Source organism: Pseudoxanthomonas yeongjuensis (assembly GCF_010093345.1).
Classification (GTDB): domain Bacteria; phylum Pseudomonadota; class Gammaproteobacteria; order Xanthomonadales; family Xanthomonadaceae; genus Pseudoxanthomonas_A; species Pseudoxanthomonas_A yeongjuensis.
Genome location: NZ_PDWT01000001.1, coordinates 649359 through 666809, shown reverse-complemented (window position 1 = coordinate 666809; position 17451 = coordinate 649359). Strand labels below are relative to the sequence as shown.

The window sequence follows — 17451 nt, the reverse complement described above, 5'->3', positions numbered from 1 at the left end:
GCTCCTCGACTCCCGCCGGCGACCGGCGGGACGATATCACTACCCTATCGCGGCGTCCTTACCAACCGTAGCGAACGGTCAGTTGGCCACCGTGGACGCTCTGCAGCGAACCGCCATCGGTCCAGTCGAGACCACCGCTGATCGACAAGCCGTTCCGCTGTGCCGTCAGGCCCAACTCGACCATCGCGCTGTTGCCCTTGGTGCCTACGGCGCCCTGCAGGCCGTCGCCGATCGCATGGCTGAACTCCCCGTCGAACTCGCGCACGGCGCTGGCTGTGCCATAGGGACTCCACGCGAATCCGCGCGCCTGGAACGTTTTCTCGAAGGTTACGCCCAGACGGCCCCGCGATGACGTGCCGCCCTCGCTCGCGAAGGCCGTGCCGCCTCCGCGAAGCGCGGTCATATCGTCGATGCGGGTGCGTGTGTACTGCAGCTGCGGCACGATGCGAAGCCCGCCTGCCGTGGCGAAGATATGCCCAACCTCGACGTTGGTGGCCTGTGCCGAGGTTTCCGTCCGGTATTCGGCCGAGGACGAGCGCAGGTGCGCATCGATCCCGATCCAGCGATGGGAGACATCGGCATACGTGCCGCCATGGTCAAGCCACGTGCCGTACAGACCGAACGTGCGTCCATCCAGATCATCCCTGCCGGCGCCGCCCAGGCTTTGATCGGCTTCGGATTTTCCTATCAGCACGCCCAGGGAAACTGTGTCGGATGGCCTGACGTCCAGGCCCAGTTCCCAGCCACGGTTCGACTGGTGGAAACCGAAGCTGCCGCCATCCCCGTAATTGGCGTCGTGCTGCAGTTCGACGTCGCCGCTGCTGCTGAACATGCGCAGCCAGGGCGAAGGACCAGCGTCGTCCGGGGACGCTACGACGCGCGGGCGATAAGCGCCGACCTGCGCGTTGATCATGCTTTGCACGCCAGGCGCGATGGCGGCGGCCGCCGAGCCCGCGTCGTTCAGACCGGTCACGTCCATGCTCAGGGCAAGGATGGTCTCGGCCGCGTTCGATGGATCCGCGGAAGCCTTGAGTCCGAAGTCGAGAGAAACGAAGCCGGTCCGCGCGTACTGGACCTGACCCAGCGAGAAGCCATCGGCCTGGGCAGTGGGGACATGTGCCAGCGTGATGTCGCTGCTGGCCGTGCCAGGCAAGCCGATCAGGCCGACATTGAGCGTCTGCATTTGCTGCACCGAAGCCGCGGCGAGCGGCATGGACGCAAAGGCGGTGACTGCCTGCGTTTGCGCCTGTCCGGTGCCCGCCTGACCGGTGCGGAAGATATCGCTGCTCAGGTCGGCCGCGTTCACGTCCAGATTGATCGTGCCTTGGCCTTCGAGAGCGCCGGTCAGGACCAGAGCGTCGTCGGTATCGCCATCCAAGAAACTGATGATGCCGTCGTTGACCAGCGTCGCCGACCCGATCGCGTTGCCGCCACCCGATATTCGCAGCGTGCCGACGTTGAAGAACGAGTTGCCGCTGTCGGCCGCACCCAGTTCGATCACGGCGTTTTCCATGATCACCAGGCCGTTGTTCACGATATGGTCGTCGCCTCCCCCGAACTCGGAGTAGCCCATCGTGAGCCAGGTCGCACCCGTGGCATTGGTCAGGCTGTCGCCGAATCCGCCAGTGACGACCGCACCGGTCAGATCACCGCGGTTGTCGATGCTGGCCGTCGCGTCCGCGCCCGACGAGATGGCGATCCGCGTCCCGTCGCCGAACGCGCCGATGGTGCCGGTGTTGGTCAGCACATTGTTGCCTTGGGAATCCATCGAGACGGCGATGGCCGTGGCATCGCTGCCGTAAGCGGCGGCAAGGATCCGGCCGGCGTTGTCGACCTGCACGCCTTCTTCGCCAAGGACGTTCGCACCGGTTGCGTTGGCAGTGGTGCCGGTCGCGGCGGCGGCGATGTCGCCGCCGTTCACCACCCTCGCGTTGCCGTAGAAGCTGTTGGCGAGGGCGCCAACCGCGATTGCGTCATCGGCCTCTGCGACAGCGGTGATGTGTCCGGCATTGGTGATGCCGGCCGTGAGTGCGCCAAGCGCCACCGCGCCGTAGCTGCGGCCGACGCCACCGTCGGCGCTCGCCGTGGCGACGATGCTGCCGCTGTTGTCGATCGCAGTTTTGCCGCCATCCGTAACCTTCACCGGGTTCGCCCAGTCGCAGCCATAGGCATCGCAGTTGTAGGTCACCGTCTGGTGCATCGAGAACCCGTAGCTGCCGACCGCCCAGGCATCGCCGTTGGCGGCCATGGCGCCGGCACGGATGGCACCGGTGTTGTCGGTGCTTGAGTCGTACTGGGCCTGGACGAAAGTTCCATAGGCCGACGCATAACCGAAATCGGCGCTGGCAACGGCTTCGACGTCGCCCAGGTTGACCATCTCGCCAGTCAGGCTGACGGAGTTGTAGCCGATCGAGGCACCGAATGCGGTCGCCAGGCTGCGACTCGCGTTCGCGCCTCCGTCGGCAGTGACTGTGGCGTGCGAAATAACCGTGCCGGCATTGTAGATACCGCCATGATCGGTCCTGAACGTGTGCACGCCGAAGGTCACTGCGCGACCGGCATATGCATCGCTGTACAGGCTGCCTACCGTGGCTTGTGCGGTGATGGTCGCGCCAGCCTCGTTGATCAGGTTGCCGGAGTATTTACCCGTCACCATGGCGCCGTAAGCGCCGGTAATCCCCAGGTTGGCGGTCGCCGAGGCGGTAATGTCGCCCGAATTGACCACCAAGCCATCGTACTTCGCGTAGACCTGGACGCCCGTCGCGCCCGCGCCGCCGGAGAAGTGGTTCACCGCATCCTCGGAGACGGCGATGGCCGCGATGTCGCCATTGTTGACGATCGAGGCGTCGCCCTGGAAACCGGCCCCTGCATAGATGCCCGAGGCCTTGGTGTTGCTGTAGAACGTATGGGTGCCGTACGCATAACCGTGGGCATGGCCATAAGCGGTGATCTGGCCGTCGTTGACGACATCGATGCCATATATGCCGGTCGCCTCGATGCCGGTTGCGAACCCGCCCCCGTAAAGTTCGGCTTCGCCGATGGAGACCACGCTGGCATCCGCCGCATTGGCGATCGAGGTGTATACGCCCGAGGCCCCGATGCCTATCGACCCGGCAATGCCGGCTTCGGCGGAGGCATGGGCCACGATGCTGCCGTGGTTGTCGACGTGGGTGCCGTCGAAACCGTACAGTCCCGCCGCCTTGACACCGGTCGCGTAGGCATACGAGGTGACATACCGATCCATGTCTCCGCGAACGGTATGTGCGACAGCCTCGATATCGCCGTAATTCGCCACGTCCACGGCGCCCATCTGGTTGACGGCATAGGCGGCTATGGCATTCGCGACGCCGAGGTCGGCTTGCGCGTAACCCCAGATCGAACCAGTGTTGTCGAGCGAAACCGCCCCACCATACGCACCGCTCGACTGCACGACCGCACCCCAGGCCGATGCATAACCCTGGCTGGTCTTGGAGATGGCGCCGATTTCCCCGGAATTGACGATGTCGGCATCCCAATAGCCCAGGGAGTTAACCGCAATCGCGCCAATGCTCTTGGCTTGGAGGAACCCGTCGGTACCACTCATGTCGGCCTGCGCCAGTGCCGTGGCCGCGATCGTCCCGCTGTTGTCGATCGACGATGCATAGATCGTCGCCAGGTTGTAGACGCCGAACGCGTAGGCTTCCGCCTCCCCGTAAGCGGCCTGTCCGCCCACGGCAACGGCTGAAATGTCGCCCTGGTTGATGGTGATGGCATCGCCCAGGTAAAGGGAAGCATTGACCACGCCATACGCTTTGGCGCCCTCGCCTTGCGCTTCGGCGAGGATGCTGCCGGTGTTGGTCGTGTAGGCGCTGAAGCCGGCGCCGACCGAATAAGCGCCGATCGACGTGGACAGGTCGGCACCGGTGGCGCTGGAATGGATATTGCCGGCGTTGTAGACAGTGGAGCCGTAATAGCCGGCCGAATCCGCGCCGCGCGCGTCGGCCGTGCCACCATCGGCGCTGGCGATGGCGGTGAGATCGCCGTAGCTATAGACCGCCGTGTACGACCCGTAAGCGCGCGCACCGCGTGCCGTTGCGCCGCCGCCCTCGCCGGCGATGGCGGTGGCGGTACTGTTGAGGTCGTTGAAGACGCTTGCGACATTGCCGATGGCATAAGCGCCCGTGGCGTATGCCAGCCCATCAGCACCCGCGGCCGTCGCTTCGGCGACCAGGTCGCCGCCGTTGATCAGGATCCCGATGCCGTTGTTGTGGGCACCATCTGCCACCGCCGCGTACGCCTGGGCGTCGGCGGTGTCGCTGCTGGCGCGCGCGGCGATATCGGCGTAGTTGTGCAGCGTCGCCGCATCCCAGCCTTGGGCAAGCGCGCCGATGACGAAAGCATCGCCGTCCTCGGCATCCGCGGACGCGCTGACGGAATCGTAATTGGTCAGATACGTGAAGGACTCGGTGGATTCGGTGATGCCGTAGTTGATCGCGACATCCGAACCATAGGCATGGACGGTGCTGTCGACGGACGCGAAAGTACCTGCCTGCGCGGGCGAGGTGAATGCATGCGGTTCCGGGTTGTCGCCACCGACTGCGGTAATGTCGTCCACGAGCCAGTCGACGGCTGGTGCGCTTGTCGTCATCGACCGAACCGACTCATCGCCGCTAGGGTCATCGGCCAATGCGACAAGGCCATCTTTTCCCCCGACAGGGGAATTCACGCTGACCGGCCGCTCCCCGTCCGCTAACCGGGTCAGATCGTATGGGGCGGTCGCACCGACTTCGATGTGGATGGTGGCGTCATCGCATGCATACGCCTGTTGGCTTGCGGTCGGACCGCATGCGCCATCGGCATGCGCCATCACGGGCGCCGAAAATGCCAGCATCGTTGCCGAAACGGCCAGCGCGGCACGAACCGCTCGAGCGATTGGAGCTACCGCGGGGATTGTGTTGGCACGCCGCGTGGGCGCGCCGTTGTGCTGCGCAAAACCGGTCATCTCTACCCCTGGGGAATCCGTTGTTGGAAGCCCGGCTGCCGGCGAGAGCGGCAGCCGGATTCTGTTCGTTCAATCCGGCTCAATTGACCTTGACTGCGGACCACGCCCGCGCGACGGCGGTGACCTCCGCCGAAGTGGCGCCGTAGATATCCTTCGCGGCCTGGATGGTGGCGGCGCGTGCGCCGGCATAACCGGTGCTGGAAGTGAAGTAAACGCTCAGGGCCCGGTACCAGATCTTCGCCGCCTTGTTCCGCCCGATCCCCCCGAACGTCGTTCCGTTGCACGTTCTCGGCGCATGGTTGACGCCGCTGAACGTCTTAGCGCTCGTGCCTTCCGCAAGGAGGTAGAAAAAGAAGTTGCCTATTCCCGACGAGTAGTGGACATCGAGGCTGCCGAGGTTGCCGGCATAACAGTTCGGCGAGCGGCCGTCGGCCGACGGATTGAACATGAAGCGCAGGGCCTGCTGGTTCGGGCTGCCGGCGACGTTCGCGAGGATGGTCTCCTCGCCGACCATGTAGTCCGGCGTGTCCTGCGGATTGTTGGCATGGAACTCGACCATGGTGCCGAGAATGTCCGAGTTCGCCTCGTTCAGACCGCCCGACTCCCCGGAGTAGATGAGATTCGCGGTATGCGAGTTGACGCCATGGCTCATCTCGTGTCCGGTGATGTCGAGCGAGACCAGCGGACCGATGGCGACGCCGTCGCCATCGCCATAGGTCATGCAGAAGCAGGCATCGGACCAATAGGCGTTACCGTAGCGGCGGCCGTAGTGCACGCGGCTGTAGCTCCCCTTGTCATTGTTGGCGATGCCGTTGCGGCCGTGGATGGTCTTGTAGTAGTCCCAGGTGACGGATGCACCGTACTGCGCATCCACCGCCGCGGTTGCGGCATCGGAGGTCGCGTAGCTGCCCCAGGTGTTGTCGCTGTCCTTGTAGACCTGACCCGCGGTCCGGCTATTGGAGCCATCGATGGTGAAGAGCCCGCCGCGCGAGGGGTCACGCAGTTCGTAGCCGCCGGTTACCGAGTTGGTTACCAGTGGCACGCTTCCCGAATACAGAGTCCGTGCGGTGCCGGCGGCCGCGGCGGTATGCAGGTTGCTCCAACGTTCGAGAATCTTCCCGTTCAGGGCATCCACGATGTAGGTCATGTCCGCGCTCTGGTTGTACAGGCGCACCCGCCACGCAAGCCGGGCGGCACCACGTCCCCGCGCATAGACCGCCAGCGACGCATCCGGCGAACCGGCGAAGTCGGAGCCGAACTCCGCACCGGCGGAGATGACTGCCTCATCCGCCTTGATCGCAGGTCGGGTAGAAAGGTTCAGGCCGGTTTGCTGGGTAATGGAAGCGGACTTGAACTGGCCGTTCTTTGAATGGACGACCAGATCGCCGCCGATCACCGGCAGCCCGTTGTAAGTGCGATCGAAGCGGACGTGTTCGGTTCCGTCGGCGTCCACGATCGCGTCCCGGACCAGGAATCCGTCAGCCGCCGACATCCGGGCGACACCCGGATGGTTGCGGACAAGGCCTAGGGCGCGACCGACGATCGGGCTATCCGCCCTGCCTTCGGCCATCGCGTCACCGCCAATCAGCGTGGCCATCGCCAGCACCAACAACTTCCTATTCAGATACATGAACTACCCCTATGGCATCGATTCCGACGTAATCGCAACGCGCGAGCAGCCCGCCGCAGCATGGCTACTGGAATCAACTTTCCCCCGTATGCCGGGCGTACCACAAGTGGCGGAAACGGCGAGGTAATGGAAAGGAAATCGAACGCAAACGCATCGGTCATGGCCCGCAGCCTCATGGCGCGCCTGAGGACGCCCGTTGGCGAGCATGGTCATGGGCCGGTATCGCCAACATGATGCCTTTGCGATTCCGATCGCCTTGCATGGAGTCCACGCCGGGAAAATGCCGGACACGAGGCGCCGAATCTCCATTGCCGCAGCGATCACGCCCGACCGGATATTTTCCGCGGGCAAGCAAGAGATCGGGGGAGGTGTGAAATAGCGCCTCCCCGCGTCCGGCCAAGTCGATCTCCGGGGGATCGACCCTGCGAGGTCACAGGATAGGCTCGATCGCCGTATCACGCTCCCCGCCAAGCGTCCTGATGCGCTCGCCTGCGGATGCCGCGGCACGCGGATCGCCCAAGGCCTGGTACAACGCCGACATGACCCAGGCCACGCGGTAGTCCGTCTCCGCGTACTTCTCCAGTTCGCCCATGATGGCCGACGCGGCAGCGTACTGATGCGTATCGAGCAGCAGCATCGCCTGCATGACGCCAGTCCGGATTTCCATCTCCGGGGCGGCGCGCCCCCCCACCAAGACCGCGACCTTATCCGCCTGCTGAAGAGCGGCGCCACGCTCTCCTGTAGCCCGGGCGATGAGCGAACGCGCTAGTCCCAAGGCGATGGCGTGGTCGCCCGCCTGTTCGTCGCGCGGCGCAACTTCCACCAGCCAAGTTCTGGCCAGCCGGACTTCGCGGCCGCGCAGCGCGGCCTGAATGGCGGCCAGCATCAGCCCGCCACTCGCGCCGGCCGCAGGCGGTCCGTTCTCGGCAAGCCGTCGGGCCTCGGCGAATTCGCCCCGTGCCAGATACAGGCGTAGCCACAATTCCAGGAGGCGCGGATCAGTGTCCGGCATGCCGCGCGAGCGTAGGCCGGTTAGCGTGTCGTGGGCGTCGCGCAATCGCCCCAGGGTTATCTGGATCTTGGCTTTCGTCGCCAGGATGCCCATGGCGACATCACCGTTTTCCAACTTCGGCAATTGCACTTCTGCGCGGCGGATGGTGCTCCAGGCCTCAGCCGGCCTGGCCAGGACGATCTGCACCTCCGCCTTCTCCTGCAGGGTGATCGCAAGATAGTCGTTGACCCGGAAGCGTTCGAAGGTTTCGATCGAGCGGTCAAACTCATGCAAGGCCTGCAGATAGTCCCCGCGGATGGCCTCGGCCTTGCCGATGTTGTGCCCCACCACCCCCAACCTGATGAGATCCCCGGAGCGCTGAAGCCAGACTCGTGCCTGCCCCATGTCCTTGACGCCGGCGTCGACATCGCCGCGTTGGGCACGGATGATTCCGCGCCCCTGATAGGTCACCCCGACCATCCTCGAATTGACGCGATCGGGAGGCAGCGATTCCAGCAGCACCAGCGACTGGGTGAACCGCTGCTCGGCGGCGTCCAGGTTGTTTCGCGAGCGTTCGACGGTCCCCAATCCGATCAGCGCGTCGATCCTTGTCTCCAGATCTGCTTTGGGCGCCTGGTCCAAGGCGCTCTGGAAGAGCCTGCCCGAGACGTCGAAATTGGCGGCACGGAACTCCAACCTCGCCTCACGAAGGAGGAATCGGGGATCGCCGCGCTCATCGGGCGATGCCGACCTGACCAGCCGGCGTGCTTCCGTCAACCGACCCGCCAGAATCTCCGCATCGATCCGATGCAGGCGCTCGGTCAGCGGGCCTGGCGGCGGCCCGGCCCCGCTCCCACCCTGCCGCCGCAGCCACGCATCGGCCGCCTCGGCGGCGGCCACCAGCACTGTGCCTCCTCGCGCTTCGATCCTTTGCTCCTCCCCGGCATCGAACAAGCGTAGGCGGACCCGCCAGCCTTCTTGCTCCCGTCGCATTTCCGGCAGGATGATCCAGCGGGCGCCACTGAGCGCAAGCAGCTTTTTTCGGGCCAGGACAGGCGCATCGCCTTCGACAGCCGCGCTCAGGCGCAAAACCTGTTCGCTGGGCAGCACGTTAATGCCGCTGCCACGAAGCCGTGCGGCCATGTAGTCCATGGCGCCCAACCGGACCCATGCATTCTCCGAATCCATGGGAACGACGGCGACCGGCATGACCAGCACCGCGTCATCCGCCGTGACCGATGGCCCCTTGTCCCAATACCGCAGGTAGTAGAAGCCAAGCCCGGCCGCCACCAGCAACATGACCAGCATCGACCATCCCAGTTGCGGGAAGCGTCGAGCCCATACGGTCGCCGATGGCGCCGCCATGGCTGTTCCGATACCCGGTTCCACTGCCATGCCGTCTCCGGCCCTCCCTCCTTCAGGTTCCGGTGCCGGAGCCTCGACCTCGACTTCCTCCCAGGCATCGGCCGGGACGATTGGCTCCCTCTCGGGAGGTGCGGCCTCGGCAACAGACTCGCCATCCGCTCCGTCCGTTTCGGATGAGAGCGCCACTTCCTGGACCGGCATCACCCACCGATAGCCGAACCGGGGCAGCGTGCGGATCATCGCCTGTTGATCGCCGGTGTCGTCCAGCGCCTTGCGTGCGCGCAGCAATGTCTGCGCCACAACCGTGCCGCTGGCATCGATTCGTCCCCAGACCGCCGAAATCAGCTCATCGCGCCCTACGGCCCGATCGCGATGCTCGATCAGATAAATCAGGCATTCCAGCGATCGCGGACGAAGCGCGACCAACTTTCCGTTGCGCAAAAGCTCTCGCGATGCCGGATTAAGTTCGAATTCGCCGAACAGATACTTCAGACGCATAAGGCCCGCCGCTTACGTACTTCTACCAAGAGAGTAAGCGAAGCCCTCCCCGACCTATTGCCGCTTCTTCAATCATACAACGAAGATCCTCGCTCCCGCAGAGCGAAAATACGCTTGATACTGGGCTCGGCCCAAGCTGGTGAACCGCCCCGGGAATGCCCGAGGCTGTTTGGTTTTGATCTGATCAGCCCCCACCAGCCGTACCAGTGATTACTGATAAAGCCCGGGGCTGGAGGGTACAGCGTTGTCGTCTTGTTGTGCGCGATAATTGGCGGCGAACTGTGACGGCGGGATGCGGCCGCAACTGCTGTGCGATCGAACCTCGTTGTAGTCGCATCGCCAATCAGCGATGACTTCGCGGGCTTGGATCAGCGAAATGAACCAGTGCTCGTTCAAGCACCCGTCGCGGAATTTTCCATTGAAGCTCTCGATATAGCCGTTCTGCATGGGTTTTCCGGGTTCGATCAGGATGTGTTCGATGCCGTGCTGCTGCGTCTAGACGATGGAGGCGCGACTGGTGAACTCCGGACCGTTGTCGGTGCACACCGCACGCGGATAGCCGCGGAAGCATGCGGCCTGGTCCAGCATGCGCACCACGCAGGCACTGCTGATGCCATGGTCAACGACGATGCTTGTGCACTCATGCGTAAAGTCGTCGGCAATGGTCAGGCGCTTGATCCGGCGACCGTTGGCCAGTTGGTCGAACACGAAGTCCATGCTCAACACGTCGTTGGGCGCGGCCGCTGGCGCCAGCTTCTAGCGCAAGGCGACGGGTAACTTGACCTTCTTGCGCCGACGCAGCGCCAGCCTGGAACCTATTTGCAGGCTTCGTTGACGATGTCATCCAGCTTGCGCAACAGATCGAACGTCCGTTTCAGTCCGACCGACTTCAGCTTCGCTTCGCGGCGCGCCTTGGCGGCATCGCAACGCGACACGCCGGGTTTCCTGCTCCAGGATTCCCGGTGGTTGCTCGCGTAGCGTTTCCGTCCGCTACCTGCAGCGCGGCTGAGCTGTGCGGATTGGGCGCTACCGCGTTGGCTCTTCAGCTGACGCTGGCGAAGCTCATCGCTCGTTGGTTCCGGCTCCGGGGTCGCATCCCACTGCCTGACAACCTTCTGGGTGCCGTCGCAAGCTGTGGACTGGTAACTGACTTCGTTGCCACGGACGCATTTGTAGACCTGCTGTGCGCTGGCATTGGAAGCGATGAATAAAATAAAAGGCACCATTACTGCACGCATTCCCTGCTCCCTCGACTGATCACGCCTGTCCTTGGCGTGAGCCAATCGTATCCGTGGTCGGATCCGGCACAAGGCGACTAGCCGGTGGAAATTCGTAGGAAATCCGATCCCGACCGGGTAGGAGAACCCCGAGTTGATCCGAGTTCGTGAAGCCGACGCGATTACGGGTCGTTTCCACGGTACTCGTATGGCCGGGCTGCGGCGGGTTTCACAGAACCACCAGTCGAAGTGCTGGTAATGTCGGGAACGCCCTGGGGAGCGGCGGCAGGCCTGTTCAGCTATGTCGTCATGCAACGGATGCTTCGCATCCCCGGCAGATCGTCCAAACCCGAGTTATCAGCGCATGGCCAAAATCAAGGACGATGATGATTGCCCGCGCATGACCGACTGCGTTTGCAGGCACTCCCCCACCCCGCCGCAGGTTCGCACCCGCGGCCGGGCAGCGCCGCATCCGCCGTTCATTCCTGCTGCTTCCCCCGAAGCATCGATGTCCAGCCCCTGGAGACTGCATGTCCACACCGACCACTTCGTACGCCGCCGAATCCGAAAAAGAGAGTCTTGCCACTCGCTGGGCGGAATCCGGCCGTATTCCCGACAACATCCTCAGGATGGGCATCCGCCGCCAGTGCGCGCAGCGCCTGAAGGACGAACGCAAGGGTGGCACCGATGCCGTGTTCGAGCGCCAGCAGGCCTGGCTGGAGGGATTGCGTAGCAGCGACATCGCGCTGGAAACCCGGACAGTCAACCGCCAGCACCACGAACTGCCCGCCGAGTTCTTCCAACTCTGCCTGGGCAAGCACCTGAAATACAGCAGCTGTTTCTGGGATGAGTCCACCACCAGTCTCAATATGGCGGAGGAACACATGATGCGGTTGTATGTGGAACGGGCTGAGCTGGGCGATGGCCAGCGCATCCTCGAGCTGGGTTGTGGTTGGGGCTCGTTGACCCTGTGGATGGCCAAGCAATTTCCCAACGCGCGCATCACCGCGGTTTCCAATTCCAAGGCGCAACGAGAATTCATCGAGGCGCGTTGCCTGGAGCGCGCCATCTTCAACGTCGAGGTGATCACTGCGGACGTCAACAGCCTGCGCCTGGAGGAAGCCAGCTACGACCGTGTGGTTTCGATCGAGATGTTCGAGCACATGCGCAGCTACCAGGAACTGCTGAAGCGCATCGGCAACTGGCTGGTGCCAGGCGGCAAGTTGTTCGTGCATCTGTTCTGCCATCGCGAACTTCTGTACCTGTTCGAGGCCACCAGCGAGGGCAACTGGATGGGCCGGCATTTCTTCACCGGCGGGCTGATGCCTTCGGCGGACACCTTGCTGCACTTCCAGGACGTGATATCGATCGAGCAGCGCTGGCTGCTGTCGGGCACGCATTACGAAAAGACCGCCAATGCCTGGCTGCAGAACCAGGACAACAACCGCGACCAGGTCATGCGCGTGCTGCAAGGGGTCTACGGGATGGCCGATGCGGCCGTCTGGTACCAGCGCTGGCGCATGTTCTGGATGGCTTGCGCGGAGCTGTTCGGTTTCGACAACGGCAACGAGTGGATGGTCGCGCACTACCGCTTCAAGCGTTGACAGCTTGCAGGCAACCCAGGGGCGGATGCGTACCCGTCCTTCCCTTGCGCCGATGACCTGTCAGAAAGTGACGGGCACGCGCACCGTCACGCTCACGTCCGGGGTATCACGGGTCAGGCCCGCGCCCAGCGCCACGTTCAGTGACGCTTTTTCGTTGAACCGGTACGTGCCTCCCAGCAGCAGGGTAGCCAGGGTGACATTCACCGAACCGGCGACCGCCTCGCCATTCTGCTTGGTCTTGGCCACCAGGTTCTGGTCGTAGCCGATGCTGATGGCGGCCTTCTCGTTCAAGGCCAGGCCCATGCCCAGGTTGAAGCCGATGATGTCTCCGGCTTCCACGTCGCCGAGCAGCTCGCGCTGGCCGTCGACGAGCGTGCGCGACACGTTATTGCGCTTGAAATTGTGCAGGTAGCTCAGGCTTCCGAAAAACACCACCGGGTCGGAGGGAAACAGCCAGGTGACGCCGGGCTGGATCGCCTCGAAGCCACTGCCGGTCGGCAGGTCCAGGGGCAGCCCGGTGCCGGTGGTGTTGCCGACGCAACGGGTGATGCAGTCGGTCACCACCTCAAAGAGGTCCTTGCCTGTCCTGCTCTTGTAGCGCAGCCAGGCCACATAGAAAGGCTTGTCCGGGCCGCCCCGGTTGATCTGGTAGCGCGCGGTGACCTCCACGTCGCCCAAGCCGTCGCCGTGGGAGTTGAATACATTGTCCACCGCCGTGCCGGTGAAGATCTCTCGGCTGACCGTGTCGCCGTTGACGTAGACATAGGGGATCTTTGCCTCCAGCTCGAAGCGGTTGTTCAGGCCGTAACGTCCGGTGAGGGTGGCCGTCGCCGAGGTGGTCTTCACCTGGCGCACATCGATCAATCCGATCAGCAGCGCCGGGATGATGGTGTATCCGACCAGTGCAACGCGATCGTTGGAGGAATAACCGTACTGCAGCGAAGGTTCCAGTACGAACTTCCCGGGTGGCGTAAGCACCCCGGGCTGGTCGAAGATCTGCGCCACTTCCGGGGGCCGGTCATCGGTTTCCGGCGCCTGCCCGACGGGCTGCCGTGTTTCTTCCACCGGGCGGCTCTGTGCCTGTGCATAGGCGGGGGCGGACTGCAGCATCGGGTGCGGCGGTGCCGGCTGGATGCCGCGCGCGCGCGCGCTGGCCAGGACCTCGTCATCCAGTGCACGCTGCAGGCGGGACAGGCTTTCTTCCTGCACCCCTATCGCCTGGCGCATGTCTTCAAGCTTCTGTGATTGCTCGTTGATCTGCTGCTGCAGGACAGCCAGCCGACTCGCATCCCATGTGCCGGTGGCCTGTTGGGCATTGGCGCCGTAGCAGAACGAAAGCGTGGCGCATACCAGCGGGATCAGGCTCGCATGATGCTTCGATGTCTTCCGTTGCACAGCCTTCTCCGTGTTCATGGGCCACCGGGCGACGCGATCAAGGCGTTATACAGCGCGTCGTAGCTATTGATTGCCTGCAACATGCCCAAGGTGTCCACGCCAACCTGCAGACTGGTCAGGGCGCGGATGTCCTGGTTGTCCAGCGTGTTCTGGATCACCAGCCCATTGGTGGCCGGACCCGGAGCGATGACGTTGCCACTGCCGATCTGGATGACCGTGCCCTGGTTTAGCGCCACCAGGGCCGCCGCGTCTTCCCGGGTCATCTGGGCGATGTCGGCGATATGCAGGCGCGTGCTGGCGACCAGGTCGCCGTTGACGTACACCAGCCTGTCTATGCCGAATGAAAGCGACAGTCCGGAAGGCAGCAGCATGCCGCCGCGCATTTTGGCAAGGATGGCCGGATCGACCGGCACCCATTCGTTGCCAAGGGCGTCGGGAGCGGAGTCCGGCGACGCTGCATCGGCGGAAATCGCGGGCGGGCTGGCAAAGATCGCGCACAACACACCGAGGAAAAGGATTCTGTTCATGGCTCAGATATCTCCCACACCGCGCCTCGGCAGGGCAATGTTGCGCAGGCCATCGCGCTGGACCCCAAGTTCCAGCGGTGCCGGTGGCGCGGTACGCCAGTCCACGGCCTGGTTGAAGCGCGCGCGGTCGCGGCGGTTGTGCACGACGAATAGCAAGTGGTTGTCCCACAGCGCTTCGAAACGGGAACGCGGCATGGCGCGCGTGCCGCGGGCCGGATCACCCAGCAACACGCGTCCATTGCGCAGACCCTTGACCACGACGAAATGCCGGTAGCCGCGGTCGTTGAGCAGGACGATGGCGGGCAGGCCCTCTTCCGAAAGTTTTTCCAGCGGCAGTTCGAAACCATCGGCCTGGAAGCCCTCCGACTCGAGGTACCTGCGCATGTCCAGAAGCGAAAATCCTTGCTTCCGGATCTTGGCCTGGTCGCCATGCTCATACATTTCCAGGAAAACCTGGCGCTCATCCACCGGATGGCCGTACTGGTAGGTAAGCAGGGTGGCGGTGGCCGCCGAGCCGCAGCTGAAATCGTATTGCTGCGCGATGGTGGTCTGGTAACGCGCCTCCTTCAGACTGGTAACGCGCACCGCATAGCTTGCGCCTTGCGGCACGCGCAACGTCATCTCCTTGGCCTGCGCTGGCAGCATCAACGACGACGCCACCAGGCCCAGGCCTAGGCAGAGCTTGCCCACGTCCATGTCACGGACCGACGAACTGCACGTTGACCACCATGCCGTTCTGGATCAGGACATTGTTACCGGTGTTCTGGATGACGGTGCTGATCCCGGATGTGTTGGCGAAGGCATCGCCATTGATGGCGTTGGAACCGGTGACCACGTCCTCGGCCACGTTGCCATCCACCCATCCGTCGGTGAGGACTTTATTGTCGACACTGCTTTCGCCTCCACGCAGTTCCTGCAGTACTCCGGGGTCGACCGGAATGCCGATGGCGCTGGGTTCCTCCAGCGCGACCGGTCCGGCGACGGCTAGGGGCGACAAGTCCGGAACCTCGACCGGGGCTTGCAGGAGATCAGCGCCCTGTCCCTGTACAGGAAACGCGTTTTCCTCGGCAAGGCAGGTATTGGCTCCGGCAATGCACGCAAGCAGGAAAATCGTACGAGTAATATTCATGGCTTTCTCCCATACGTCCCGCACGTTGCCGCCCCTGCGGCTCGGCGCGGGAGATGCACCGGGCTGCGAGGGCAGCCCGGTGCATGCCGTCCTGCGTTTACGGACCTACGGTCAGGTTGGCCTGCACCGTGATGCCCTGCTGGATCAGCGACGCCATGCCGCTGTTCTGCGCTGCCACCATGATGCCCGCCGCCGACTGCCCGACACTGGTCATGTTGTTGGACATGTCGAAAGTACCGGCATCGTTGGCAAGCGATCCGCCATTTCCGCCGGCCCCGCCGGTGGCGCCATTGCCGACGCCGCCATTACCGACGCCGCCATTGCCATCGCCGCCGACGCCGCCTTCCGCGCCGACCGCGCCAGTCGCGCCGTCGCCTGCCAGGGCGTCGCCATTGGTGGCGCTGGACGAGGCGCCGCCATTGGTGGCATCGCCATTAGTGGCCGACCCGCCATCGCCGCCGTTGCCCGCGGTGCTCGCCACGTCGCCGCTGTTGCCGCCGGTGCCACTGCCGGCCCCGCCGGTTGCGGTCGCCGGCCCGGCCGTGCCAGCCCCGCCGGTGCCAGTGCCGGCACCGCCGGTGCCAGTGCCATCGCCGGAAGTACCAGCACCGCCCGTGCCGGTGGTATCGCCGGTGGTGCTGTCGCCGCTGGTGCCGCTGCCGTCACCGCCACCCGCCGCGGCCAGGCCGCCACCATCACCGCCACCACCAGCAGCGTCGCCACCGCCTGCCCCACTCCAGCCGCCGGCATGGCCGCCATAGCCATCGCCATCGCCGCCACTGCCGCTGCCGTTGTTGTCGGAGCGTCCGCCACGACCGCCGTTTCCAGCATAGGCATCACCGATGGTGGCACTGCCATTGCTGGAATCGCCTGCCGATGCGCTGCCGTTGTCGGCATCGCCGCCGTTGCCGCCGTTGCCACCGTTACCGCCGTCGCCACCGTTGCCGCCGTAGCCTTCGCCGCCATAGCCATCACCGCCATAGCCGGCTCCGCCCTTGCCGCCTTTTCCGCCATTGGCGTCGCCGGAATTCTTGGCGACATTGCCGATGTCATGCACGTAGACGTCGCTCACATAGCCTTCGAGCTTGGTCGTGGCAATGGCCTTGCTGTGATTGAAGGAACTGGAGAAATTGGCTGTTGCGGTACCACCGTTGTTGGCGGCAGCGTTGCCATAACCCTCGGCACCGGCAACGCCATTCGCGCTGTTATCGCTGTTGTCGCTGTTATCACTGTTGTTGCTGTTGTCCGTGGCGACTACATCCACTGCGACCAGCAGATCGTCGCCATCTCCGTTCTCGGTGTTTTCCGCCGCGGAAGCTGGTCCCAGAAGTCCGAGGCCCAACGCTATCGCCGACGCGATCAGGGTTTTTCTCGTAAACATTATTCGTCTCCTGCACGCCGCCACAAGCCCAGGGGAGGCCTGATAAAGACGACGCCTGCGTCATTTACAAGAGGATTTGTTATTGGCCTGTCCACGGTAAGTTAATGAAAAAAGGCCTGGAAACAGGCCTCCGGCTCCCCAAAATGTGTATCGGCGATTACCCTGGTTTTGCGGCAAGAACGCGGCGAAAAATGAAAGCAGGACAAAGCGGACAAAAAAACCGCCGAACGGTCGGCGGCAATTTAACGAAAAAAATAAGTATGGGAAGCCGCAACCACCGGTCGGGCGACTATCGTCGCTGCACCATGCTGCGGGTTGGCAGCTCCGGTCAGATTGCCGGCGCGCATGCCTGGCCCAATCGGCTGCCCAGCCAGATCGCCAGCATTCCGGCAGCCAGGCTGACGCCGAGATAGAGCAGCATCAGGTCGTTGCGATCGGATTTAGAGAACACCAGGCATTCAACCATCAGTGCTGAAAAAGTGGTCAATCCACCCATCATCCCGATCAGCAGGAAGGCGCGCCAATAGATCGCCGAGGGACCGCGGTCCTGCAGCCAGATGATGAGGAAACCGGCGAGAAAGGAGCCGGCCACGTTGACCGCCAACGTGCCCCACGGAAATCCGTGGCCGAGCTGTCGCAGTAGCGCACCGCCCAGCCAGAATCTACCCGCGGCGCCAAGCGCGCCGCCCGCCATCACCAAGGCAAGCTGTTGCCACCAGATCATCGGCGCCAT

General features: G+C 63.9%; 11 protein-coding genes and 1 pseudogene. 1 reads left to right on the top strand and 11 read right to left on the bottom strand.

Annotation, left to right across the window (positions count from 1 at the left end):
• Positions 1-58 precede the first annotated feature (58 nt).
• From CSC74_RS03000 to CSC74_RS02980, 5 genes and pseudogenes are all read right to left on the bottom strand, one after another.
• Positions 59-4981, bottom strand: coding sequence for a beta strand repeat-containing protein (locus CSC74_RS03000; protein WP_162312921.1), 4923 nt, complete (start codon positions 4979-4981; stop codon positions 59-61).
• Between the two features lie 79 nt (positions 4982-5060).
• A complete protein-coding gene (locus CSC74_RS02995) occupies positions 5061-6578 on the bottom strand; it encodes a M4 family metallopeptidase (RefSeq protein ID WP_246192993.1) in 1518 nt (505 codons plus the stop codon).
• A 463-nt stretch (positions 6579-7041) separates the two neighbouring features.
• Entirely contained in the window at positions 7042-9465 is a 2424-nt protein-coding gene (locus tag CSC74_RS02990; RefSeq protein ID WP_162312920.1) for a winged helix-turn-helix domain-containing protein, read from the bottom strand.
• Positions 9466-9675: 210 nt separating this feature from the next.
• A pseudogene (locus CSC74_RS02985) lies at positions 9676-10278 on the bottom strand (integrase core domain-containing protein); the annotation flags it as partial.
• Between the two features lie 2 nt (positions 10279-10280).
• Complete coding sequence (locus tag CSC74_RS02980) at positions 10281-10703, bottom strand: DUF4124 domain-containing protein (RefSeq protein ID WP_162312919.1); 423 nt, start codon at positions 10701-10703, stop codon at positions 10281-10283.
• A gap of 509 nt (positions 10704-11212) precedes the next feature.
• Between CSC74_RS02980 and CSC74_RS02975 the strand changes: the two genes are divergently transcribed.
• A complete protein-coding gene (locus tag CSC74_RS02975) occupies positions 11213-12286 on the top strand; it encodes an SAM-dependent methyltransferase (protein ID WP_162312918.1) in 1074 nt (357 codons plus the stop codon).
• A gap of 60 nt (positions 12287-12346) precedes the next feature.
• Here the strand turns inward: CSC74_RS02975 and CSC74_RS02970 are convergent, their stop codons facing one another.
• From CSC74_RS02970 to crcB, 6 genes are all read right to left on the bottom strand, one after another.
• A complete protein-coding gene (locus tag CSC74_RS02970) occupies positions 12347-13681 on the bottom strand; it encodes an acetate kinase (RefSeq protein WP_211369537.1) in 1335 nt (444 codons plus the stop codon).
• Positions 13682-13695: 14 nt separating this feature from the next.
• Positions 13696-14208, bottom strand: coding sequence for a hypothetical protein (locus CSC74_RS02965; RefSeq protein WP_162312917.1), 513 nt, complete (start codon positions 14206-14208; stop codon positions 13696-13698).
• Positions 14209-14211: 3 nt separating this feature from the next.
• Positions 14212-14904 (bottom strand): C39 family peptidase, encoded by a 693-nt coding sequence (locus tag CSC74_RS02960; protein ID WP_162312916.1) that lies wholly within the window; start codon positions 14902-14904, stop codon positions 14212-14214.
• A 1-nt stretch (position 14905) separates the two neighbouring features.
• The gene (locus CSC74_RS02955; protein ID WP_246192924.1) at positions 14906-15205 is read right to left on the bottom strand and encodes a hypothetical protein; all 300 of its coding nucleotides are present in this window, start codon (positions 15203-15205) and stop codon (positions 14906-14908) included.
• 229 nt (positions 15206-15434) lie between these two features.
• Positions 15435-16718, bottom strand: coding sequence for a hypothetical protein (locus CSC74_RS02950; protein WP_162312915.1), 1284 nt, complete (start codon positions 16716-16718; stop codon positions 15435-15437).
• A gap of 328 nt (positions 16719-17046) precedes the next feature.
• Positions 17047-17451 (bottom strand): fluoride efflux transporter CrcB, encoded by a 405-nt coding sequence (crcB, locus tag CSC74_RS02945; protein WP_162312914.1) that lies wholly within the window; start codon positions 17449-17451, stop codon positions 17047-17049.

Coding starts and splice junctions, on each gene's coding strand:
- CSC74_RS03000 (WP_162312921.1), bottom strand. CDS start 4,981: ATGACCGGTTTTGCGCAGCACAACGGCGCGCCCACGCGGCGTGCCAAC.
- CSC74_RS02995 (WP_246192993.1), bottom strand. CDS start 6,578: ATGGCCACGCTGATTGGCGGTGACGCGATGGCCGAAGGCAGGGCGGAT.
- CSC74_RS02990 (WP_162312920.1), bottom strand. CDS start 9,465: ATGCGTCTGAAGTATCTGTTCGGCGAATTCGAACTTAATCCGGCATCG.
- CSC74_RS02980 (WP_162312919.1), bottom strand. CDS start 10,703: ATGCGTGCAGTAATGGTGCCTTTTATTTTATTCATCGCTTCCAATGCC.
- CSC74_RS02975 (WP_162312918.1), top strand. CDS start 11,213: ATGTCCACACCGACCACTTCGTACGCCGCCGAATCCGAAAAAGAGAGT.
- CSC74_RS02965 (WP_162312917.1), bottom strand. CDS start 14,208: ATGAACAGAATCCTTTTCCTCGGTGTGTTGTGCGCGATCTTTGCCAGC.
- CSC74_RS02960 (WP_162312916.1), bottom strand. CDS start 14,904: ATGGACGTGGGCAAGCTCTGCCTAGGCCTGGGCCTGGTGGCGTCGTCG.
- CSC74_RS02950 (WP_162312915.1), bottom strand. CDS start 16,718: ATGTTTACGAGAAAAACCCTGATCGCGTCGGCGATAGCGTTGGGCCTC.
- crcB (WP_162312914.1), bottom strand. CDS start 17,451: ATGGCGCCGATGATCTGGTGGCAACAGCTTGCCTTGGTGATGGCGGGC.